Origin of the sequence: Pseudalkalibacillus decolorationis (genome assembly GCF_024609785.1) — a bacterium.
Lineage (GTDB): Bacteria > Bacillota > Bacilli > Bacillales > Fictibacillaceae > Pseudalkalibacillus > Pseudalkalibacillus decolorationis.
The window spans coordinates 1-23,341 of sequence record NZ_JANHJQ010000037.1; the positions used below are offsets into that span (position 1 = coordinate 1).

The 23,341-nt window shown below is 39.1% G+C and carries 20 protein-coding genes; 9 read left to right on the forward strand and 11 right to left on the reverse strand.

Annotation, left to right across the window (positions count from 1 at the left end):
* On the reverse strand, positions 1-1,067 hold a 1,067-nt coding region (locus tag NON16_RS22580), incomplete at its 3' end, for an IS91 family transposase (RefSeq protein WP_257351661.1).
* Between the two features lie 187 nt (positions 1,068-1,254).
* Here NON16_RS22580 and NON16_RS22585 point away from each other — a divergent pair.
* From NON16_RS22585 to NON16_RS22600, 4 genes are all read left to right on the forward strand, one after another.
* Positions 1,255-2,820, forward strand: coding sequence for an alkaline phosphatase family protein (locus tag NON16_RS22585; protein WP_308216649.1), 1,566 nt, complete (start codon positions 1,255-1,257; stop codon positions 2,818-2,820).
* 98 nt (positions 2,821-2,918) lie between these two features.
* Positions 2,919-3,200, forward strand: coding sequence for a hypothetical protein (locus NON16_RS22590; protein WP_257351662.1), 282 nt, complete (start codon positions 2,919-2,921; stop codon positions 3,198-3,200).
* 374 nt (positions 3,201-3,574) lie between these two features.
* Complete coding sequence (locus tag NON16_RS22595; protein ID WP_257351663.1) at positions 3,575-4,153, forward strand: GerAB/ArcD/ProY family transporter; 579 nt, start codon at positions 3,575-3,577, stop codon at positions 4,151-4,153.
* Between the two features lie 8 nt (positions 4,154-4,161).
* On the forward strand, positions 4,162-4,605 hold the full coding sequence (locus tag NON16_RS22600; protein WP_257351664.1) for a GerAB/ArcD/ProY family transporter: 444 nt from the start codon (positions 4,162-4,164) through the stop codon (positions 4,603-4,605).
* 172 nt (positions 4,606-4,777) lie between these two features.
* Here the strand turns inward: NON16_RS22600 and argF are convergent, their stop codons facing one another.
* From argF to argC, 7 genes are read right to left on the reverse strand one after another with little or no spacing between them, the layout of a single operon-like run.
* The gene (argF, locus tag NON16_RS22605; RefSeq protein WP_257351665.1) at positions 4,778-5,758 is read right to left on the reverse strand and encodes an ornithine carbamoyltransferase; all 981 of its coding nucleotides are present in this window, start codon (positions 5,756-5,758) and stop codon (positions 4,778-4,780) included.
* A gap of 1 nt (position 5,759) precedes the next feature.
* Positions 5,760-8,999, reverse strand: coding sequence for a carbamoyl-phosphate synthase (glutamine-hydrolyzing) large subunit (gene carB, locus NON16_RS22610; protein ID WP_257351666.1), 3,240 nt, complete (start codon positions 8,997-8,999; stop codon positions 5,760-5,762).
* Positions 8,986-10,068: a carbamoyl phosphate synthase small subunit gene (locus NON16_RS22615; RefSeq protein WP_257351667.1), complete on the reverse strand. Its 1,083-nt coding sequence runs from the start codon at positions 10,066-10,068 to the stop codon at positions 8,986-8,988. Before NON16_RS22615 ends, carB begins: the two co-directional genes overlap by 14 nt.
* Before the next feature lie 21 nt (positions 10,069-10,089).
* A complete protein-coding gene (gene argD / locus NON16_RS22620; protein WP_372508867.1) occupies positions 10,090-11,289 on the reverse strand; it encodes an acetylornithine transaminase in 1,200 nt (399 codons plus the stop codon).
* Entirely contained in the window at positions 11,279-12,082 is an 804-nt protein-coding gene (gene argB, locus NON16_RS22625) for an acetylglutamate kinase (protein ID WP_257351669.1), read from the reverse strand. The genes argD and argB overlap by 11 nt, the downstream gene beginning before the upstream one ends.
* 12 nt (positions 12,083-12,094) lie before the next feature.
* The gene (gene argJ / locus NON16_RS22630) at positions 12,095-13,324 is read right to left on the reverse strand and encodes a bifunctional ornithine acetyltransferase/N-acetylglutamate synthase (RefSeq protein WP_257351670.1); all 1,230 of its coding nucleotides are present in this window, start codon (positions 13,322-13,324) and stop codon (positions 12,095-12,097) included.
* Positions 13,325-13,342: 18 nt separating this feature from the next.
* Positions 13,343-14,380 (reverse strand): N-acetyl-gamma-glutamyl-phosphate reductase, encoded by a 1,038-nt coding sequence (gene argC, locus NON16_RS22635; RefSeq protein WP_257351671.1) that lies wholly within the window; start codon positions 14,378-14,380, stop codon positions 13,343-13,345.
* 434 nt (positions 14,381-14,814) lie between these two features.
* Here argC and NON16_RS22640 point away from each other — a divergent pair, with 434 nt between their 5' ends.
* From NON16_RS22640 to NON16_RS22655, 4 genes are all read left to right on the forward strand, one after another.
* The gene (locus tag NON16_RS22640; protein ID WP_257351672.1) at positions 14,815-15,909 is read left to right on the forward strand and encodes a Ger(x)C family spore germination protein; all 1,095 of its coding nucleotides are present in this window, start codon (positions 14,815-14,817) and stop codon (positions 15,907-15,909) included.
* A 79-nt stretch (positions 15,910-15,988) separates the two neighbouring features.
* Entirely contained in the window at positions 15,989-16,912 is a 924-nt protein-coding gene (locus NON16_RS22645) for a DMT family transporter (RefSeq protein ID WP_257351673.1), read from the forward strand.
* Positions 16,913-17,132: 220 nt separating this feature from the next.
* Complete coding sequence (locus NON16_RS22650; RefSeq protein WP_257351674.1) at positions 17,133-18,323, forward strand: aminotransferase-like domain-containing protein; 1,191 nt, start codon at positions 17,133-17,135, stop codon at positions 18,321-18,323.
* 221 nt (positions 18,324-18,544) lie between these two features.
* A complete protein-coding gene (locus NON16_RS22655; RefSeq protein ID WP_257351675.1) occupies positions 18,545-19,441 on the forward strand; it encodes a DMT family transporter in 897 nt (298 codons plus the stop codon).
* 87 nt (positions 19,442-19,528) lie between these two features.
* Here the strand turns inward: NON16_RS22655 and brnQ are convergent, their stop codons facing one another.
* Complete coding sequence (brnQ, locus tag NON16_RS22660; RefSeq protein ID WP_257351676.1) at positions 19,529-20,878, reverse strand: branched-chain amino acid transport system II carrier protein; 1,350 nt, start codon at positions 20,876-20,878, stop codon at positions 19,529-19,531.
* A gap of 243 nt (positions 20,879-21,121) precedes the next feature.
* Here brnQ and NON16_RS22665 point away from each other — a divergent pair, with 243 nt between their 5' ends.
* Entirely contained in the window at positions 21,122-21,802 is a 681-nt protein-coding gene (locus NON16_RS22665; RefSeq protein WP_257351677.1) for a GntR family transcriptional regulator, read from the forward strand.
* Between the two features lie 107 nt (positions 21,803-21,909).
* On the opposite strand, the gene NON16_RS22670 is transcribed toward NON16_RS22665, so the two are convergent.
* Both NON16_RS22670 and NON16_RS22675 read right to left on the reverse strand, forming a co-directional pair.
* On the reverse strand, positions 21,910-22,656 hold the full coding sequence (locus NON16_RS22670) for an anti-sigma factor (protein WP_257351678.1): 747 nt from the start codon (positions 22,654-22,656) through the stop codon (positions 21,910-21,912).
* Entirely contained in the window at positions 22,640-23,218 is a 579-nt protein-coding gene (locus NON16_RS22675; RefSeq protein ID WP_257351679.1) for an RNA polymerase sigma factor, read from the reverse strand. Before NON16_RS22675 ends, NON16_RS22670 begins: the two co-directional genes overlap by 17 nt.
* Positions 23,219-23,341 lie beyond the last annotated feature (123 nt).

Below are 23,341 nucleotides of genomic sequence, written 5' to 3' on the forward strand. Positions count from 1 at the left end.
TCTCCCTTGTATTCATAATAACACTCGCAATTCGGACAAACGAGAGGATCTTCGGAACCACTGGCGATCATTCTCTCTCGCCATGTTTGACGGCGTAAGGTTTTCTTCACCTTTACAATCCAACGTCTTGCGTCCTCTTGCCACTTCTGCAGCACTTTCTTACTTAATTTTTTACTTCGTCTTGAATACATTCCATAATGACGGATGGTCTTGAACTGTTCATCTGGAATGTGCCGAACCAGTCGAGTGATGAATTCTTCTACACTTACCGTTTCGTGCTTTTCTTTCCCATCTGTTTTATCGATGTACTTGAACGTCACCATTTGACCATCATAGGCCTCGATCCGATTGATGCCGATTGCGGGTCGACGAATATAACGGCCAATATAACGTAATTGTTCTTTGATCCTCCCTTTCTGTTTGGGCGCATACACATAGAAGCCTTCTCCATTGTTGGAAAACGCCTTTTGTAATCGAGGTTGTATTCGCTTTTTTTCTTTTCCGGTTACATGTTTACGAATCAATTTTAAGACAACCGTTTGCCACTGCTTTCGAAGCATCTCAAAGGGCAGGAAATCATAGGCTTTCCATTCACCCTTCTTCGTCATTCCGCCCATTGTCACTAACATATGAATATGCGGATTGAAATTGATTGTCGATCCAAAGGTATGTAGCCCAGATATGATACCGGGTGTCACTTTCGCTTTCTTCTTGAAAAAATCCTGAATCAATTTCGCCCCTGCATCCATGAATTCTTTCAGGAGTTTCCGATGAAGTAAGAACACCTCTCTTAGTCCCTCATCTATCGTTAAAATGACATGTCGGTGATTCACCTGTAACACTTCGTCCGTTAATAACCGACTCCATTCCTCACTTTCCCCAACGGAACAGGTTGTACAGAATCGACCTTTGCATCGATACGGGACTTTTCGGACATCATGACAACCTTCGCAGACCAGTAGTTTGANGATAACAACTGATCGGATTCGGTCCCCATGTTTACTTTTGAATCGTTCCCAATGTCCATGATGATCAAAGAAAATTTGTCTAAGAATATTCGTCTCCATACACACAAACTACCACAGCGAAATGCTCTGTGGTAGCCCCGAATTTTATACTTTCTTATCTTTTAAAGAAAACTTGGCTAGCACCAAGCCTTAGCACAGGTGATCGCCTTAGTTGCGCTTATACTTATACTTTCTTAACGTGTAAAAAAAGGATAATGAAAAGTAGGAAAAAGGGATGTTTGATTCGGTGAAAATATTAATAAGAACGATCATAATTATCGCTCTAATAATGCTCGCAATTTGGTATGGATTATCTACGCCAACTGAAGATTTAAGTAAACGAACAATTAAGAAAGCATCAAAACCAGTCATATTATTAGTCGTTGATTCTCTTATGGATGAACCGTTACAAAAAGCCATCAAAGAAGGAAAGGCCCCGGCTTTGAAGTTTTTAATGGATCATGGTCAATACTACCCAGACATCGTTAGTTCATATCCAACAATGTCTGTTACGATTGACAGTACGCTATTAACCGGAACATACGCCAATCAACATAAGGTTCCCGGGCTTGTCTGGTTTAAGGAAGATGAAAATCGTTTGATTAATTACGGAAGCGGGAAAGGCGAGGTAGTTAGGCTAGGTGTAAAGCAAGTTCTAATGGATAGTCTTTTCAACTTAAATAAGCAACATTTAAGCAAAAATGTAGAAACCATTTATGAACAATTGAATAAAAACCAAAAGCATTCCGCATCTATTAATGGGCTTATTTATCGAGGCAACCAAGAACATGCCTTAAACATCCCTAAACTGGCTTCGACCTTCAAGCTCTTACCTGAAAATCTTGTAGTAAATGGGCCTACCTTGTTATCAATGGGGAGTTTATCACAATTTAATCCCGAAAATAAGAAACACAATAACATGTGGCAAGGAATGGGATTTAATGATCCATTTGCTGCCAATGAACTTCAGTACTTGATTAAAAATGATAAGTTACCTTCTTTTACACTGACCTATTTCCCCGATCTTGACCAACGTGTTCATAAAAATGGTCCTATGGATCTAAAAGGCATCAAAAAAGTGGATCAGCATCTTCAATCCGTTCTGAATACGTATGACTCATGGGATGAGGCCGTGCAACAAGCCACGTGGGTTGTGTTTGGTGACAGTGGCCAAACCACTATTGGAAACGATCGAACGAAGTCATTAATACAGCTAAAATCGCTTCTCGGGGGTTATCGCATATCAAACTTTGGAGGGCCGATTAAGAACCAAGATCAGATTGTTTTAGCAGTAAATGAACGCATGTCTTATATTTATTTGTTAGATGAAAACATTGCCTTACCCGAGATTGCTTCACAGTTAAAGAAAGATCCGAGAATTGGATTTATAGCATGGAAAGAAGATAATCTAAATCATGTTGCATCTGAAGGATCAAATCAAAGGCTTACCTTCCGTCCAAAAGGGAACCTTAAGGATAAATACGAACAATCTTGGGAATTAAGGGGCGATTTTTCCGTTTTAGATTTATCAATCAATGATCAGAATGAAATAAAATATGGTCAATATCCTGATGCCCTTGCAAGGCTGTTTGGCGCACTTCATTCTCATCAAGGACGATTCGTTGTCGTGGATGCTAAACCGGGATATGAATTTGTTGGTGAACATTCTCCTACTCATCTTGGCGGAGCCGGTCATGGATCGTTGCATCAACAGGACTCCATCTCACCAATAATTATCTCTGGAACAGACCAACGTCCAAAACATAATCGAGTTGTTGACTTTAAGAACTGGATGTTACAGTTAACAAAATAATGAATAAAGCTCACCTCAAACACAAATAGGCTCAACAGGCAAATATCATTAACATAGACTAAGGTTGTAGTAATTTCTATTAGATAAGGAGAACTTACATGAACCGGAATCCCCAACACTGGAATCAGAACCCTAATTGGCAACAAAATCCACATTACTCCCAACAACAATATCATGATCCAGAGACGCAACAGTTAAAACATCATACATTACACACACTAGAACCTTGGATCCAATACGGACTACAAGAAGCAAAATTCACCTCATATTCCCATGCTATGCTTGAGGTAGCTGCGATCAGTTATTTAATCGGCAGAGGTTATAATCCCAGAGTTGCTCATCAAATCGTCGAATCCTGGGAGGTTAACGAATCTTTCTAAAAGAAAATTCTTGAATTATGGTATTGTGTTAACTTGGTTACCTCTTTCCAATCACCTTAAGCTATCCTCTTCAGCAAACCTTCTTTATATTAAATGAATGATTTTATTAAGGGCTGATCCAAATCATCGTAATCTAGTAGATGTGGAGCAGCCCTTTTGTCATCAATCGAGTATGTCTGGGAGTGAAATCGGCTTAAAGGATTTAATTTTCGGAGCAATAACCAAGAACGCACGTCATTTATTCGTTTTGGTACGATTCGTTGAGTTTTATAAACGCCTCGAGGATTTCAAAATAAATTCATTCAAGAGTTTATAGTAAAGCTGTTTTGTTAATAATGAATCTCATGTAGTTGGTTGTTTGGAGGCCGCATTTAATGGAGAAATCAAAGATAAGCCCTCAACAATTATTCTCTTTAATTATATTATTTGAGTTTGGAACTGCACTTGTAGTTCCATTAGGAGTAGATGCAAAACAAGACGCCTGGTTGGCGGAATTGTTAGGGCTGACGGGCGGAGTCATTTTACTGCTTATATATTATTATTTATACAGTCATAATAAAGATCAATTATTGACAAGTTATATTCAAAAAATACTGGGAAAATATATAGGTTATTTTATAGGTTTATCATACATTCTGTTTTTTATATATGGAGCTTCAAGAGATTTACGAGAATCAAGTGAACTTTTTTTACTTCAATTTAGTGAAACCCCCATGACTGCGCTGAGCGGGATCATGATGATTCTCGTTTGTTATGCGGTTTATTTAGGAATAGAAGTATTAGCAAGGACGGGAGAACTATTTTTAGGAATAGTCTTTTCTATGGTAATATTAACTATTTTTTGTGCGACTTTTTCTAATGTTATTCGTTTTGAAAACTTGTTGCCCGTATTAGAAAACGGATGGAAACCCGTTTTAACAACAGCATTTCCTGACAACCGGAACGTGGGATGAAATTTGGAATGGTTGCCATGATTTTAAGCGGTATTGTTTTAACGATAACCATTATGATTGAAATAGCCGTACTTGGTGTATACGGTCTGTCCACCGACGTGTTTCCGTTTTTGATATTAGTAGAAAAATTAAATTTAGGCGAATTTATACAAGGCTTGGAAGTTATTGCGATGGTAGTTTTAATTATCGGGGGCTTCTTTAAGGTAACTGTCTTTACATACGCAGCTGTGATTAGTGCTACTGATTTATTCAAAGGTCAAAACCACCGTAAGTTCGTGTTACCTATAGGGGTGATGATCTTTATTACCTCGATGATCACATCGGATAGTTTTGTAGAGCATATAAACCAGGGGAAAATTGTTCTTAAGACGATCTTTCCTCTTTTTGAATTTGTCATCCCATTGCTGTTAATGATCGTGTTTTTTATTCGACAACGTATTAAGCAGCAGTAAAATTTCAATTAATTTAGGGTGCATGGCAGTGTTAAGAGTTTATTTCTGGTAATAACCTGTTCTATAACTTTTTACTGAGGATTTACCTTTATCTCACTATGTCGATTTTCCATCTTAAAAAGGAGTAAAAAATGCAGGTCATTGTGACCTGCATTTTATAGATGTGTTAATTTTATTTACCCATCAATGCTAGCATAATCGCTTTTTGGGCATGTAATCGATTTTCTGCTTCGTCAAAAACGACAGAATGAGGACCATCAATGATCTCAGCGGTCACCTCTTCTCCTCGATGCGCGGGTAAACAATGTAAGAAGATAAAGTCCTCTTTCGCTTTCTGACATAATTCCTTGTTCACCTGATAAGGCTTAAATAGTTCAATTCGCTTATCCTGCTCAGCCTCCTGCCCCATACTTGCCCAAACGTCAGTTACTACAACATCCGCATCTTTAATGGCCTCTTCGGGTGAATTGGTGATAAGAACAGAACTTCTATTTTGATTTGCGATGAATTTTGCATGATCCGTGATCAGTTGATTAGGTTCATATCCAGATGGACTTGCTACACTGATATCCATTCCTACTTTTGTAGCCCCTTCTAACAAAGAGTGGGTCATATTATTGTTTCCGTCACCGATATAACATAGCTTAAGCCCTGTTAACGTCCCTTTATGCTCAAGAATTGTGAGTAAATCCGCTAATACTTGGGCAGGGTGATGCAAATCGGTTAATCCGTTAATGACAGGAATGTCGGCATTTTCTGCAAACTCTTCAATTGATTGATGTTCAAACGTTCTGACCATGATGCCATCTACATATCGGGATAAAACCTTTGCCGTATCAGCAACACTTTCGCCTCTTCCTAACTGTATATCCTTAGAGCTCAGGAAGATCGCATGTCCGCCTAGCTGCAACATACCCGCTTCAAAAGAGATACGCGTCCGAGTTGAAGACTTTTCGAAAATCATCCCGAGTATTTTTCCACTTAAATGATGATGTAAATGCCCTTGTTTATGCTCCTTTTTAAGCTTTAAAGCGTGATCAAGTAGATACATGATTTCAGTTGAGTGAAAATCAGCAAGCGTTAGAAAATCTTTCCCTTTAAGTTGCGGCTTCACCAAATCCTTTTGTTCCTGCAATTCAATTGGATTTAACATGTTACACCCCTTCTCGTAATATCAGTTTTTCATGTTGATGATACTCACCAAGAGAACGTGCTTGCTTTTCGGTACATGGCCTTTTCATGATGTCTATCACTTTTTCAATCGTACCTAAGCTGGTATAACAAGGTGTATCGTATCGGGTTGCCAGTTCCCGCAGGAAGAATCCTGCTTTTCCTTTATTCCGACCTTGACTTGCAACATTTATGACCGCTGAAATTTGCACCTCTTTCCAAAGTGTATCTAAAACACCTTTATCTTTTTGGATCTCTTCAGCATCAATCCCCTTTGATCGAAGGAATTCAGCTGTTCCTTCTGTTGCGATAATTTTATAATGGCGTTTAACAAGTTCACGGATATAAGGGTAACTTTCTTCTTTCTCCCGGTCTGAAATTGAACAGAAAATGTAATGGTTCTCCTGTTCGGGTAACTTTTTTCCTTCTAAAGACAGTACTTTCTGAAACGCTTCATTCGGTGATAACCCTAAGCCTAAAACTTCACCCGTGGATTTCATTTCTGGGCCAAGGGCATGATCCACCCCTTTTAGTTTGCTAGCTGAAAACACGGGAGCTTTCACTGAATAGAATTCGGGTTCTTGTAATAAACCGAGTTCAGGATTCAAATGAAATAAAGATACTCCTAATTGCACATATGTTGCCCACTCGATCATTGGTATCCCGGTTACTTTACTTATAATCGGAACGGTTCTTGAAGCTCTTGGATTGACTTCCAGTACGTAAATAATGTTTTCTGAAATAACGAACTGGATATTCATTATTCCAATGATCGGCAAGCCCTTTGCGATTCGTCCTGCATATTCTACTAACGTTGCCTTTGTTGCTTCATTCAGTGAGATAGGCGGAATGATTGTAACGCTATCGCCTGAATGTACGCCGGCTTTTTCTATATGTTCAAATATTCCTGGAATGATAATATCGTTACCATCACTAATGACGTCCATTTCACATTCCAATCCAGGAATATATTTATCTACTAATAATGGCCAAATCCTATTATCTACATTCTCCTCTAGCCAGTTTAAATAAAGGCTTAACTCATGTTCAGAATAAAAAATATACATCGATTGCCCGCCAATGACGTAAGAAGGTCGAACTAAAACGGGATATCCAAGTTCTGTGGCGGTTTTTACTAGTTCATTAGGTTGGTTGACCGTTTTTCCATCTATATGGGGGATATTTATATGTTTTAACAGGTTATAAAATTGTTCTCGATCTTCAAGCTTTTCGACCGATTCAACCGTAGACCCTAATATAGAAATACCCGCTTCTTCTAGGGAGTTCGCAAGATTGATCGCTGTTTGACCTCCAAATTGGATAAGAACGCCTTGAACCTGTTCTTTTTCGATGACATGAAGAATATCTTCTGTCGTCAGAGGTTCAAAATAGAGGCGATCGGCAATTGAGAAATCCGTACTTACTGTCTCTGGATTGTTATTGATTACAATCGCTTCATACCCTTTTTTCTTTAGTGCTTCTGCCGCATGGACGGAGCAATAATCAAATTCGATTCCTTGACCAATCCGTATCGGTCCAGACCCGATGACCGCAATTTTGTTCTGATCTGTTGTTACTACTTCATCGACTCCTTGCCACGTTGAGAAATAATATGGCGTGACCGCATCAAACTCAGCTGCACACGTATCGACAAGTTTATACCCCGGTTTCCAATTATGTTCTTTCCATTTATCCCTGACCGTTTTTTCCGGAACTTGATAAATTTGCGCCAAAAGTTGGTCACTGACATTTTGCAGTTTGGCCTTCTTAAGAAGCGATAACGGAACCGTTCCCCAACTATACTGGGAAAACTCTTTTTCCAGACTTACAATCGCATTTATTTTCGCTAAAAACCATGGATCAATCTGAGTCCATTTTTGAATTTGATCAATACCGATTCCTCTCCAAAATGCTTCCGAGATTGCATATAAACGAAGATCGGTAGGGTTTTCTAATTCATGAATGATCGTACTTAAAGGAACATTTTTCAAAGCCGGTAAACGGACACCATAAACATTTTGCTCAAGGGAGCGTATCGCTTTATTTAAGGCACCTTCAAAGAGGCGGTCGATCGCCATGACCTCACCCGTTGCCTTCATTTGAGTTCCTAAGGTCCGATCAGCCTCTGGAAATTTATCAAAAGGAAATCGAGGTAACTTAACAACAATATAATCGAGTGCAGGTTCAAATGATGCATACGTGTTCCCTGTAATCGGATTTAATAACTCATCTAAATGAAACCCGATCGCACATTTTGCTGCCATTCTTGCAATCGGATAACCAGTAGCTTTAGAAGCTAAAGCAGAAGATCGACTCACCCTTGGATTCACTTCGATGATGTAATAATTATTTGATTCAGGATCTAACGCAAATTGAATATTACATCCTCCGATAATATTGAGTGCTCGTATTACCTTCAAAGAGGCATTCCGTAACATTTGATACTGCATATCGGATAATGTTTGAGATGGAGCAACGACAATCGAGTCACCTGTATGAACACCTACAGGGTCGAAATTTTCCATGTTACAAACGATAATACACGTATCATTGGCATCTCTCATAACCTCGTATTCTACTTCTTTCCAACCCTTTATGCTTCTCTCGACCAACACTTGATGGATTGGGCTTAAGGCTAACCCTTTGTTCAGGATTTCCTCAAAATCGTCCGGATCATTCGCAAACCCGCCCCCTGCACCACCTAATGTGTACGCAGGGCGAACGATCACAGGAAATCCGATTTCTTTGGCAAATTTAACGCCTTCTTCATAGGTATGAATGACTTTTGATTCTGGGATCGGTTCATCGATCTCAAGCATCAGGTTACGGAATTTTTCCCGATCTTCCCCATTTTGAATAGATTCTACTGACGTTCCTAACAATTTCACACCATATTTTTGAAAAATGTTCTGCTCATAAAGTTGAATCGTTAAGTTTAAACCGGTTTGGCCTCCTAAAGTGCCAATCATTCCATCTGGTGATTCTTTTTGGATAATTTCTTCAATCGTTTCCACCGTTAACGGCTCGACGTATACTTTATCTGCGATCGTTTGATCAGTCATAATCGTCGCTGGGTTATTGTTAACAAGGATGACTTCAATTCCTTCTTCTTTAAGCGCTAGGCATGCTTGTGTCCCCGCATAATCAAATTCAGCTGCCTGCCCGATCACAATCGGCCCAGATCCGATGACTAATACTTTGTTTAAGTCTTTACATAACGGCATAAGGAATTTCTCCTACTGGCAAGAGTTGTTGAATGAAGTCTTGAAATACGTAAGCAGTATCACTTGGGCCCGGATGTGCTTCCGGATGAAATTGTACCGCCTGAATCGGATGGTGCATATGCTTTAGACCTTCTACAGTTCGGTCATTAACATTTCGGAAGGTTACTTGAAACACATCCAGGTTAATACTATCTTCAACAACGACATACCCATGGTTTTGAGACGTCATTCGCACCTTTCCTGTGGTTAACTCTTTAACTGGATGGTTACTTCCCCGGTGTCCATAAGCTAACTTTTCTGTTTTCGCCCCGTATGCAAGAGCGAGCAGCTGGTGTCCAAGGCAAATGCCTAACGTCGGATAGGATTCACTGATCTTTTTGATGTCCTGAAACCATGGTTTGAGTTCCATTGGATCCCCAGGACCATTACTTAATAACACACCATTAGGATGAAGTGCCTTAATCTGCTCATATGAAAAGTGATATGGAACGACGGTTACCGAACATCCTTCTTCCAATAACGCCTGAAGGATCGATTTTTTGTGCCCATAATCGATTAAGACAACATGAGGGCCATCATTTTTATACGAGCGTATTTCTTTCGTCGATACTTCTTCTACCCAGAATTTGTTCCAATTTTGTTTGAACTTCTCTTCTATAGACGTTTTTTGTTTTGTGATTCTTCCATTTATTGTGCCATGCTTTCGGATTACCTTTACGAGTGCACGAGTATCAATACTAGTCAGCCCGATAATCCCTGATTCCTTTAGTTGATCGGATAAGTTTTTTAATGATAAAAAGTGACTCGGCGTTTCGCACATATCCCCAATAATCACACCTGACACTTGAGGACGATCACTTTCATCATCAAGTAAGTTGATTCCGTAATTCCCGATAAGCGGATAGCAAAACGTAAGAATTTGACCTTTATATGATGGGTCTGTCATCATCTCCTGGTATCCAGTCATACCTGTATTGAAGACGACTTCACCTGTCGTATCTTTTAACCGTCCAATCAGTTTCCCTTCAAAGACTTCCCCTGTTTCCAAAACTAGATAACCAGTTTCCATGATTTACCTCCCTCTTGCTGTTTAAGCACGATCCAAAATATCGAACACGCACTTTAGTATTGAAACAAATGAATCAATTTCTTGTTTTGAAGTTGTGAGTGGGGGTAAAATTCGGACCACATTAGGACCCGCAGTTAATAGAAGCACCTTTTTCTCTCGCGCCTTTTCTACGATTGACAAAGCATCACAACTAACAACCATTCCTAAAAGCAATCCTTTACCTCTAACCTCTTTTATTTCAGCAAATTCATCTTTTAATTCTTCTAATTTCTCTTTCAAATAGTGACCTAATATAAAAGCTTCATTAATTCGATCACTGGTGACCAAATGGTTGACGGTCGCAAGTCCTGCAGAAGCGGACAAAGGATTGCCACCGAACGTACTGCCATGATTTCCAGGTCCGAACGCTTCAGCAACCTTCTCTTTGGCGATAATCGCCCCGATCGGAAACCCTGAGCCAAGTCCTTTCGCGATGCTGATCACATCTGGTTCGATTCCATACTGCTCATAAGCAAAAAGGGTTCCGGTCCTTCCCATTCCTGTTTGTATTTCATCAACCATCAGTATAAGATCATTTTCTTTACAAATTTCCTCTAGTCGTTGGACCCATCTGATATCTGCTGGAATTACGCCACCTTCTCCTTGAACGAGTTCTACCAAAACAGCACATGTTTTTTGGGTAGGGATCTGTTCAAGAGCTTCAAAATCATTGAACGGTAAATGCCTAAAGCCGGATAGTAAAGGTGCAAAGCCTTGTTGGATATTTTCTTGCCCTGTAGCAGATAACGTTCCCATTGTCCGACCGTGAAAAGATTGGGTGAACGTTACAATTTCCGCTTCCCCACCTTTTATCTTCTGGAAATAACGTCTTGCCAGTTTGATCGCCGCTTCATTCGCTTCTGCTCCACTATTACAGAAGAAGACTTGATCGCCACAACTATGTTTAACTAATTGAGCGGCTAATTCTTCTTGTTTAGGAATGTGATACAGGTTTGAGCAATGCCATAACGCTTGCAGTTGCTCCTCCACACTCTCCTTAACGACATCTGGAACGTGCCCTAAATTACATGTCGCGATCCCTGAAGTGAAATCTAAATATTCGTTTCCTTCTTCATCCCAAACATAACTTCCCTTCCCTTTTACAAGAGTTATAGGAAACCGTTTATAGGTTGGGATCAGAGGTGATACTTCTATGGTAGGATGTAAGGTATTAGACACTATAAACCTCCTCGCCTAAAATAATCTTTGTCCCCGTCTCTTTTCCTTTACAAAAATCGAGCAGGGCATCTTTCGTAAAACCGTTTATGATCGATGCTTCAGGAATACCATGAGCTAAACCATCAATCGCGGCTTTCACTTTTGGAATCATCCCTCCAGTAATCACTTGATTGTGCATCATTTCTTCAACCTCAGCTTTTGTTACTTTATAAAGGGTCTTTTTTTCGTTATTTTCGTTCATATAAATTCCTGGAATATCACTTATAAAACAAAGCCGGGCTCCTAATGCTTTAGCTATCGCGGATGCAGCCGTATCTCCATTGATGTTATAGCGTTGGCCTCTCTCATCAATCCCAAGCGGTGAAATAACGGGTATATGTCCTTGTGCGATGATTTGATCGAGCAGCTCGACCTTCACTTGTACAACTTCACCAACAAAACCTAATTCAGGACAATCCCTTACTTGCTCAGCCTTTAAAAGAGATCCATCGATTCCACTTGCGCCAAATGCCATTCCGCCTGCTTCGATTAAATGCCGTACAACTCGTTTGTTCACAGATCCGCTTAGCACCATCTCCACAATATCCAACACTTCGTTCGTTGTGACTCGAAGACCATTCACAAACGTCGTTTCAACGCCCAATTTCGTTAAAAGAGAAGAAATGAGCGGTCCTCCACCATGAACGATAATCGGTTTCAGATTCAATTCATTTTGCACGTATACGATATTTTCATAAAAGGACTGGGGTAACGATTCAAAAACACTTCCACCACATTTAATTACAAGGTAATCCATGATCATAACTCCTTATGTCCGGTAAGACGCATTGATTTTGACGTAATCATAGGATAAGTCACAGCCCCAAGCGGTTGCCTCATAATCACCTTGATCCATTTCCACTTCGATATGGATGTTTTCTTGTTGCAAATAGTGTACCGCTTCCTCTTCACTGAAAAGACACGGCAACCCCTTTTCAACAACCTTAATCGGCCCAAGTGATACACTGACTTTTTCGGGATCGACTTTTTCTCCACTATATCCGATTGCACAGACAATCCTCCCCCAGTTCGGATCTGTGCCATATATCGCTGTTTTTACTAGATTGGAAGAAATAATCGTCTTCCCGATGGCTTGTGCACTACTCACATCTTTCATCCCTTTTACATGAACTTCAATGAGCTTTGTTGCACCTTCACCATCTCTGGCAATTTGTTTGGCTAAAGATTCACTAACTTCTTTTAGTCCTTTTATAAACAACTCCCAATCCGGATGGGATTCTGTAAGTTTTTCATTATTCGCTTTTCCATTAGCCATGGCTAGTACCATATCATTTGTGCTCGTGTCCCCGTCCACGGTAATCATGTTGAATGTGTGGTTTGTTACTTGTCTAAGTGCCAATTGTAAATCTTCATACTCAATATTGGCATCTGTCGTTATAAAACCAAGCATCGTCGCCATATTCGGATGAATCATTCCGGATCCTTTTGCAGCTCCTCCGATCTGAACGGTTTTTCCGTCAATTTCCATTTGTACCGCATGGTGTTTAACCGATTTATCCGTCGTCAAGATCGCTTCCTCGAAGTTCGTTACATGTTCATGTTCCGGGGAAAGGATTTGAGCGATTCCAGATTCTATCTTCTCTATCGGTAATGGAACCCCGATTACACCCGTTGACGTTACAGCCACATAATGTTGTTCAATCCCTAATTTCTCAGCAAACCATTTTTGCATGACATAAGCGTCTTGTAACCCTTGCTCACCTGTACATGCATTGGCATTCCCTGAATTAACCAAAACAGCTTGAAGCTTCTGTTCAACAGCAATGCCTTTTTGGGTCACTTGTAAAGGGGCTGCTTGGAAAACGTTCGTCGTATATACGCCAGCGGCAATCGCCGGAACCTCTGAAAGAATATAACCTAAATCTAGCTTTGTTCTCCTTAATCCACAGTGGACCCCTCCAGCTTTAAAGCCTTTAGGTGCCGTCACACTTCCATCTTTCAACGTTACAACTTCTTTACTTTTCAAGCCTAGCACCATGCTTTCTCGCCCTCTTCCCTATGGATAAATTGGTACGTTCGTAAGTCCTGTTTGGATATCCCAGCCATACATCAAATTCAAATTCTGAATCGCTTGACCTGCTGCTCCTTTAACTAGGTTGTCAATAACGGAAACAATCGTAAGCCTTCCAGTTCTCTGGTCCACATAAAAGCCAAGATCACAATAATTACTTCCGTACACCTCTTTCGTAGATGGGAGAATCCCCTCTGGACGAATCCGTACGAATGGGTGGCTTTCATAAAAATTTTTATACAACTGGATGATTTCTTCTGTCGTCTGATCGCTTGTTAATTTCATATAAGCGGTACACAAAATCCCTCTTGACATCGGTACTAAATGAGAGGAAAAGGTAATCGTAATATCCTCACCATTTTCTTGCCCTAACACCTGTTCAATTTCTGGAATATGTTGATGCGACCCTAACTTATAAGCTTTCATGTTTTCATTAATTTCAGCATAATGGGCACCTAACGATAAGCCCCTACCTGCACCTGACACACCTGACTTCGCATCAACGATAATGGAATTCGTATCTACTAATCCATGTTTTATAACCGGGAGCAGAGCGAGTAAGGTTGCTGTTGGATAACACCCAGGATTTGCAATCAACGATGCATTTTCAATCTTTTCTTCATAAATCTCACTTAATCCATAGATGGCTTCGTTTAGATACTGTTGTTCTGGAGCTGACTGCTTATACCAAGTTTCATAGTCTTCAGGAGATTTAAGTCGAAAATCACCAGAAAGATCGATACATTTAACCCCATTTTCCTTAAATTGCGGGACAAGCTCTTTACTAATACCAGCTGGAGTCGCAAAGAAAACGACTTCAACCTTTTTACTTAAGTTCGGGACGTCCAGCTCCTCTAGAACAAGTTCAACTAGATTCGTTAAATGTGGATAGATCGTCTGAAACTCACTCCCGTTTTTCGAATGTGATATCAGGGCTTCAATTTCAACCAATGGATGATTATGTAGCAGCCTGATAAGTTCTACCGCACTATAGCCGGATCCTCCTACAATTGCTACCTTCAAATGAATACCTCTCCTTACGTTTCATATATTGTGAATTATAATACATGATAAATTATATTTATGCAATAAGATTAATAAATAAACTATAAAAATATTTACTTATGAATCTTTAGAACTAGTTTTCATACATAAAGATACATTAAGTTGGATGTAATACACGTATTTATTATTTAACATCCTTTTGAATTGGCATTAGTCCCAGACAGAAAGAAATCTTCCCCTCATCCTGATTACGTACCTCATTGGTTCAGGTATAGAATTGAAATAGACAGCTAAAACTAAATTATAAAGCGTTTATTTTTGTTTAAAACAATGAGTAGTTCAATGATTTAGAGGTGACTTTCTGTATTTCAGGGGTAAAATGCAGGTTTAAAAAAGTGTAATTTCACGAAACTCCACATTTCGCTTCTATCCGTTCATAAAAGGAGCATTCCATGACCATAAAACACCTATCGCTCTTAATTTGTATCGTTATACTAACCGGTTGTGTTCCTACAAGTATTGTTGAAGAAGTAAATTATATGAAAGGGAAGGCTTACGACTATGTTGATGGGGATAATTTCAAAACAACTATTTCTATTCCGATTTATCCAAAAGGTGAGAAAACAAGTGGGGGTATCGAAAACGGGACGATAAGTGCCATCGGCAAAACGAGTGAAGAGATTGAGGAAATGATTGACTATGAATCGCCAAGGCCCATAGAGGATGGACATTTAAATACGGTATTATTCAGTGAGGAAATACTAGACAATGGTATTATGGATTTTCTCGACTCATTAACACGTAACCCTCAAATTGGCCGTACTGTACAGTTGGCGGTTGTGAAGGGGGAAGCCGCTCCCTATATGAAGTTTCAAACGAAAGGTAATATTCAGCCTCCTGATTTTATTTACGATGTGTTGTCCCATGCTATGGAAGAAAGCTTCCCGAGAACAAATATTCATAAATTTCTATATCAATATTACGGAAAAGGGATGGATCCATTTTTACCATTTCTAACACTGACAGGTGATCGTGTCAAAATAGATGGAATCGCTTTATTCGATAAGGACCGTTATGTAGGCCGTCTTCCATATAGAATGATCTTTATTTTCAAGATGTTGTCTGAAGGGCATGTTAATGGGGCCTATAGAGTAACAATGAAAGATTCTAATGACGATGTGCTTATAGAAACCATTTCTTCGTCTATAAAGAGAGCATTTAAAGGCAGTATCGAAAATCCTGTTGTATCGATTACAGTAGACGTTAAAGGGGTAATGGAAGAAGCACACTTTCCAATAGGATCAGGTGAAAAAAGGGGTGCAAATATAAAAAAGATTGAAAAGCAATTTGAGGAAACACTTCAAAAAAGAGGGTTGGAACTGATTAAGCAGTTGCAGCAAAAAAAGATTGATCCACTTTCTATCGGAAATTATATAAGAAGCCGTATGAGGGATTGGAATAAAGAGAAATGGGAGACTATATACCCTGAAATGGAAATACAGCTTAAAGTAAATGTGAGCATTACAGGGACAGGTGTTTCAGAATAGCTCGATTCATATTTTTGACAGCTGTTGTTTTGACGGTTTAGTATTAAGACTTAAATAATCCCCGAAAGAGATGATTGCTTTGTCTAGACCTATTACCTATCTACTGTTGCTATTAATCATGATGATCTGGGGTTTCAATGTAATTGCAATTAAGATTTTAGTAGATTACTTCGCGCCGATTACGATAACGGCTTTTCGTATTTTAACGGCTGGATTAGTTGTCATGATTTTTTTAGGGGTGAAAAAAGAATTCCGTAAAGTAACCTCACAACAACTCATATACGTAACAATTGGTACACTAACTGGATATTTAGGGCATCACTTTTTTTTAGCTACTGGCCTGACACTGACAACAGCCTCAAACACTGGACTTATTTTAGGTCTTGTTCCATTAATGACCTCGCTGTTTGCGATTCTTTTTCTTGGTGATCGGCTGACATTGTTAAGATTGTTAGGAATTACACTAGGCCTGACTGGTGTTTCTTTCATTGTGCTGAATGGAGCAGGCAAACTCCAAGGTATATCCACTGGTGATTTATACATTTTTTGTTCCGTCATTGCCCAAGCAGTCAGCTTTATTTACATCAAAAAAGCAACCGAAACAATGGATGCTCGATTAATCACGGGATGGATGCAGATCATGGGTGCGGTATTCCTATTTATCGTCAGCTTCCAAATCGAACCTAATGGCATCTCAAGTCTAATGAACAAGCCGCTTTGGGTTTGGGCTGTATTCTTTGCGTCTGCCATACTAGCAACAGGGATCGGCCATATGGTATATAACAAAGCCATTCACCAGCTCGGAGCAGGAGAATCAGCAATCTTCATCAACTTGACACCATTCTTTTCTTTAACTGGTGCTTGGTTGTTTTTAGGTGAAACAATTGCCCTAGAACAATTAGCCGGCTTCATCTTTATCGTAACAGGAGTCGTACTAGGAACAGGCGCGCTAGAACATAAGAAGGAATATAGAGTTCGTGGAACGGTCCGCAAAGAGAGTTAAGCGATCCTTTCTATAGTTTATATAATAAACTATAGAAAGGATCCATAAATGGAAAACAATATCAGCACAAATAAATGACTAGCTGGCGAAAATCCAGCTAGTCATTTTTATTTAAGTACAGAAAATTAATCGGCAGTAGTTCTCCTATTGACTTTTTCTCTTAAAGTACTATTATTAACAATAATATTTAAAATTTTTTAATAACTAGGGATGGTAAACGATGAAATATGGATTTGCAAAACGTGTTAAACATTTACAATCTTCTGCTGTACGTGACATCTTGAAGGTAATCGACAATGGAAATGTGATTTCATTTGCTGGAGGATTGCCGGATGATGATATGTTTCCGGTTGAAGCGGTACAAGCAGCATTCGACAAAACGTTTCAATCAGGGAAAAAAGCTCTTCAGTATGGGGTAACAGAAGGCTTTATGCCATTACGGGAAATAATTGTTGAAAGAATGAAGACAAAAGGAATTCAGTCAACGGTTGATGAACTTTTAATAACAACGGGATCCCAACAAGCCATTGATTTATTTTCACGGGTGATGTTTAATCCCGGTGACGTTGTTTTAACGGAAAACCCCACATATCTAGCTGCTCTTCAAGTTTTTGAGTCATATGAAGTGAAAGTTATACCTGTGCTTTCTGATGAACATGGGATGTTGCCGGATGATCTAGCGTATAAAATGAAAAAGTATAAACCTAAATGTGTGTATGTAGTTCCCACTTTTGCCAATCCTTCCGGAAAAGTGTGGTCCCTCGAAAGACGTCATTACTTATTAGAACTTGCGAAAAGGAAAAAGGTCCTCATTTTTGAAGACGATCCATATGGACGAATCCAATTCAATGATGAAGAAATCTATACACCAATAGCAGCACTTGATGATGGAACACACGTCTTATATACAAGTACATTTTCAAAAACAGTTGTTCCAGCACTACGAACCGGATGGATTAAAGGGCCGTTTCAAATTATTCGAATGATGGCACAAGCACAACAAGCCGCCGTTCTTCATTCTAATTCGTTGGCCCAGCACGCACTTTACCACTTATGCTGTGACTTTGATCTAGACGGTCATATTCAATTGCTCAGGAAAACATATTTCAATCGGATGAAAATCATGCATGAGCTGCTACAATCGGCAAACATACCGTTATCTTATGTTGTTCCAAAAGGAGGAATGTTCTTTTGGATTAAACTACCCGAAGAAATTAACGCAGCGGATCTACTAGGTCATGCAGTTATGCGTGGAGTTGCCTATGTTCCTGGAGCACCATTTTATGTATCTGATCCAGAGCAAAATACGATCCGCTTAAACTACACGCATTCAACACCTGACAAACTTAAAGAGGGTATGCGAGTATTAGTAGAAGTATTCTCCGAGACGAACAGCACTGTGCACTCATAAAAATATTATAATTAGAGCCTGGGTATCTCTTTCTACCTCCCCCTTTCAGTTATCTAGGCTCCTAATCTTCCAAAATCATTCGAGGTACTAGCGTCGCTTAGAGACCAGCTTCCCACGGCACCAGTTGTGAGTTAGATACTAATGAAGCAAAAATATATACGAAACATACTACAAACTTTATAATAAACTAGTGGCATCTTTATATATGATGGGTGATAGATATGTTAAAAGCTTATACTTGGCTTACCTTTTGTGTAGTGGTATGGGGAAGCAATTTTGTATTTGGAAAGATTTTAGTTCAAGATTTCTCCCCGACTCTGTTAACATCACTAAGACTTTTCTTTATTGTACTATTTTTAATTGGATTATCGTCTTGGAAAAAACACTTTTTAAAACGTGTGAATAAAACAGATTTTATTGTGATATTATTTCTAGGGGTTATTGGTGTATTTATAAACCAATGGTCTTTTTTTGTAGGATTACAAACAGCTGATCCAACAACCTCTGCATTAATTTTGGCAACGACTCCTATTTTAACTACCTTTTTAGCAGCTGTTTTTTTAAAAGAAAAATTAACGATTCGTATGTTGTTGGGGTCAATTGTTGCGATCGTGGGTATTTATTTTGTTGTTACGAAAGGAAATCTTTCATCTGTAAATATGGACAAAGGTCTTATATGGATTGTTATAACAATGATAACATTCGCGATCATGATTATTATGACGAGAGTACTCTCTCAAAGAATAGACCCACTTACGATTACTTTATATTCGAATATAGTGGGCTTGATTGTGTCGATTCCATTTGCTTTTTCACTGGACACTCCCTTACGAATGAGCATAGACATTTCTGATTGGGCTTTTTTAATCGGGACTGCCGTTATTGTACATGGTATAGCCACACTTATTTGGAACAATAACATTCGATATGTTGATGCTTCAAAGGCATCTATATTATCTAATTTAGAGCCGTTTATAGCAATGATTATGGGATTAATATTACTATATAAACCGATTACAGGTGTAGAAATAGTAGGTTCCCTATTTATTGTAGGCGGAGTCGTGCTGTCTACCTCTCAACGAAAGAAGAGCTTTAACCGAACAGTGTCTAATAAATAAATCCTCAAAGCGTAAAATAGACTTCAATTTTATAGCTCTTTCCAATTTGACCAATAAAGAAAACTTGGCAAAGCCAAGTTTTCTTTATTAAATATACTTTTCTACTTTAGCAGAATGAGATTTGCTTTTTGTCACCAATCCAAATACATATCCTAAAACCCCGCCAACTATAGCGGGTGCAATCCAGCCTAAGCCTACTTCATACATAGGAAGGGTAGTGGCGAATAGGTCGTTGATTGGAGCAATGGTAATTCCCGCTGCGTTTAAACCGTCAAATAGAGCTACAATGAAAGTCAATAACATACTTCCTTGATAAACCTCTTTTTTCCCCTTAAATAGTGGATGTAAAAATGTTAAAGCCATTAAACAGATAGCTAATGGATAAATGGCTACTAAAACTGGAACTGAGATAGCAATTAATTCATTCAATCCAAAATTAGCAAAACCAGCACTGAAAACAGAGAAAATAATGACGAATTTATTATAAGAAATACTTGGCAACAATTTAGAGAAATAAGAAGCACAAGAAGTGATAAGTCCAATACTTGTTGTTAAACAAGCTCCACAAACAATCAAGCTAAGCAAAATACCTCCATATGAACCGAAGTAATGATTCGATACACCTGAAAGGACCGCTCCCCCATTAGCTAATTGTCCAAGGCCTTCTACACTTGAAGCCCCGATAAAGGAAAGCGACGTGTAAATGATTCCTATAAGTGCCGCTGCTATCAATCCTGCTTTGGTAACAGCGGTCATAATTTCTTTCTTAGTAGAGGCACCTTTTTCTTTTACCGCATTGATGACGATGATTCCAAAAACAAAAGCTGCAAGAGCATCCATTGTAAGATATCCCTCTTGGAACCCTTTAAAGAAGGCATTATTCATATAGTTTTCAGTAGGCGCTTGAAATTGCCCAATAGGATTAAAAAATGCCGTTATGATAAGAATTGCAATAAAAAGTAATAAAATTGGAGTTAAGAACTTTCCAACAATATCAACGATCCTAGAGGACTTTAATGAAAAATACGCTGTAATTCCAAAAAAGATAATGGTAAAGATGATTAAACCAAGTACACTGTTTTCTTCAGATATAAACGGCTTGACCCCGATTTCAAATGAAACAGTACCTGTTCTTGGGATTGCAAACAAAGGTCCAATTGATAAATAAAGAGCAACTGTAAAGATGATACCGAAAATAGGATGCACCCGGCTTGCTAATGATTGTAAATCACTCTTTCCTGATATTCCTAATGCAATAACACCAAGTAAAGGTAAGCCGACTCCAGTAACGACAAACCCAGCATTAGCTGCCCAAGTATTCGTTCCTGCTGATTGACCAAGCATTGCAGGGAAAATTAAATTTCCTGCACCAAAGAATAAAGCGAATAACATAAAACCAACTGCAACTATAAATGAAAATGATATTTTATTAGTCATATGTTCCTCCTAGAAGTCCATCTCCTGATATATGTATGTAATATATCGCTTACCAAAAGATATCATAGGTAATATGTTTATGCAATATATTACGCGTTTTTGTCCTTTTATGTAATATATTGCATTTTTCAATAGAACCATATACACTTTCAATATAGCTATCTAGAAAATTCTACTAATAAATGAAGACAGTTGTAAGTATCATAATTTTACTTATGAAAAATCAAAAGGTGGTTTTTAAATATGCCCATACCTACCAATTTTTCATCTCCCGCTCGTGTATCAGCAAAAAAGCGTGCATTTTCTCAAATTCAAGAATGGATCATTGATGGCACTCTTCAGCCTAAAGAAAAGCTGAATGATGCTGATCTTGCCCAAGCAATAGGAGTGAGCAGGACTCCTATTCGGGAAGCACTGCAATTACTCGATGTTCAAGGATTTGTTGAAATGTTTCCAGGGGTCGGAACTCAAGTCACATCTGTTAATAAAGAGGATATTAACAAAATTTTGCCTCCGTTAGGTGTCCTGCAAGCCTTAGCTGCAGAACTGGCAACACAAGTTATTAGTCAAGATACGATTGATTCGTTACGTGAGATTAATACGAGATTTGCAGAAGCCATAAAAAAAGGCGATTCTTATTCAGCTTTAAAGCAGGATGGACAGTTCCATAATATTATCGTTGAGAATGCCCAGAACCAGTATATCTCCAATTCAATTTCAAACCTCCAGGGGCATATTTTCCGCTTATATTTTCATCAATCAATTATTCTTACTGATGATTCAATACAGGAACATGAAGCTATTTTACAGGCATTTGAAAATAAAAATAAAGAGCAAGCTGCAAGTATTGCCCGAAAGAATTGGATTCGTGCTATTGACGAGTTTTATGCTGTACAAAACAAAAATGAAAATAAGGATCAGTGAAATGGTGGTGTACTATAGAAAGTATTTTTATACTTTCTTAACGTGCAAAAAACCCGTTAGTGACTTGTTCCTAACGGGTTTTTCTACAAAAAGATTTTCATGTGTCACTATGAGGTCCCAACCACTTTTTTCCCACGCGGTTTTGTGCCACGGTCGTCTGGTTCCAACGTTATACCGATATTCTCAAAGGAAAAGTCCGTATCCGGCAATCGGTACGTAATTACCCCTTTTCCATTCGGAGCAGGACGAAATGTTCCAGCGTTTTTTCGCTTTCCATCGTTGAGCAGCCAAACCTGATAAGCTTGTTCTCCTTGTATCTTCGGCAACTGATTCAAATGGACGATCAACTCGCGTCCGTATTCAGTCTCGATGACAGCTGCATAGCCTTGTGCGTTACTTGAAGGAGTTGCTGATTGCAATGCAAGTGTCCTAGTGATTTTAACAGGCGATGACGCAGACTCTTCTATATCTGACAGCACCTGGTTTAATTGCAAATTTTGATAAATCAATCCGGCAACTGTGATGAATAGAAGAACGACAATCGTTGAAGCCAACGGTGTGAAATGTGGTTTTATTGCACATTTCCATTTTAAAAGCGTAGTTATAAACCCTCTCTCCGCGGAAACTTCTGTACTTTTTTCAGTAAAAACATAGTTCATCACTTCGGATTTTAAGTCGGGGGGGACATCGGCTTCTTCTGCATCGTAAGGGAGAGCAAACCATGCATCCTGAAGCTCCTTTAACTCAGAAGAGCATGCTTTGCACTGTGATAAATGATGTTCAAATCGATTGTATTCTTCTTGTGACAATTCAAACGCGACATATGCCGCCAAATGCTCACATTCCTTGTTCATCCCACACCCCTCCTTCTGTCCCGAGATTCTGCCGCAGCCGTTTCAACGATTGATGTAGCCGGCTTTTAATCGTCCCAACCGGTTCATTTTCCATCGCGGCAATTTCTTTTAACGAATAACCTTCCCAATATAAGAGCGTAATCAAGCGTCTTTGTTCTTCTGACAAATTGCTTTTCGCCTCTTCAAGTTGCATGTTCAGCAACTGATTTCCACATTGCCGAGGGAACCCTTCCGCTACTTTCAAGGACTCGTGACGCGTATAGAGCTGCCTCTTTTCTTCAAGCTTCTTTTCTTTCCGTATGTAGTCAATGAAAATGTTTCTGGTGATCGTGATCAACCAGTTGGCGAACTTCCCTTTGTCCGGGTCATAATTCTTTTTCATCGTCCATATTCTGAGAAACACCTGTTGGACAATTTCTTTCGCTTTCTCCTTGTCGCCTTTCGTCGCTTTTAAGCTGACACTGTAAACAAGTTTGATATAACGATCATACAACTCCTCAAAAGCCGGACGGTGGTTTTCCCCGATTAATTGCAATAATTCCCGGTCCGATTTGTCCTTCATAGCACCGTCCCCTTCCCCTGGCGATATCTGTTTTCAAAATTATCACAGGATTCAGAGATTGTAAACGAGTTTGACTCCACATAGGGAAAGGAACTATCTTCAATCGACAGTTCCTGCATGGTT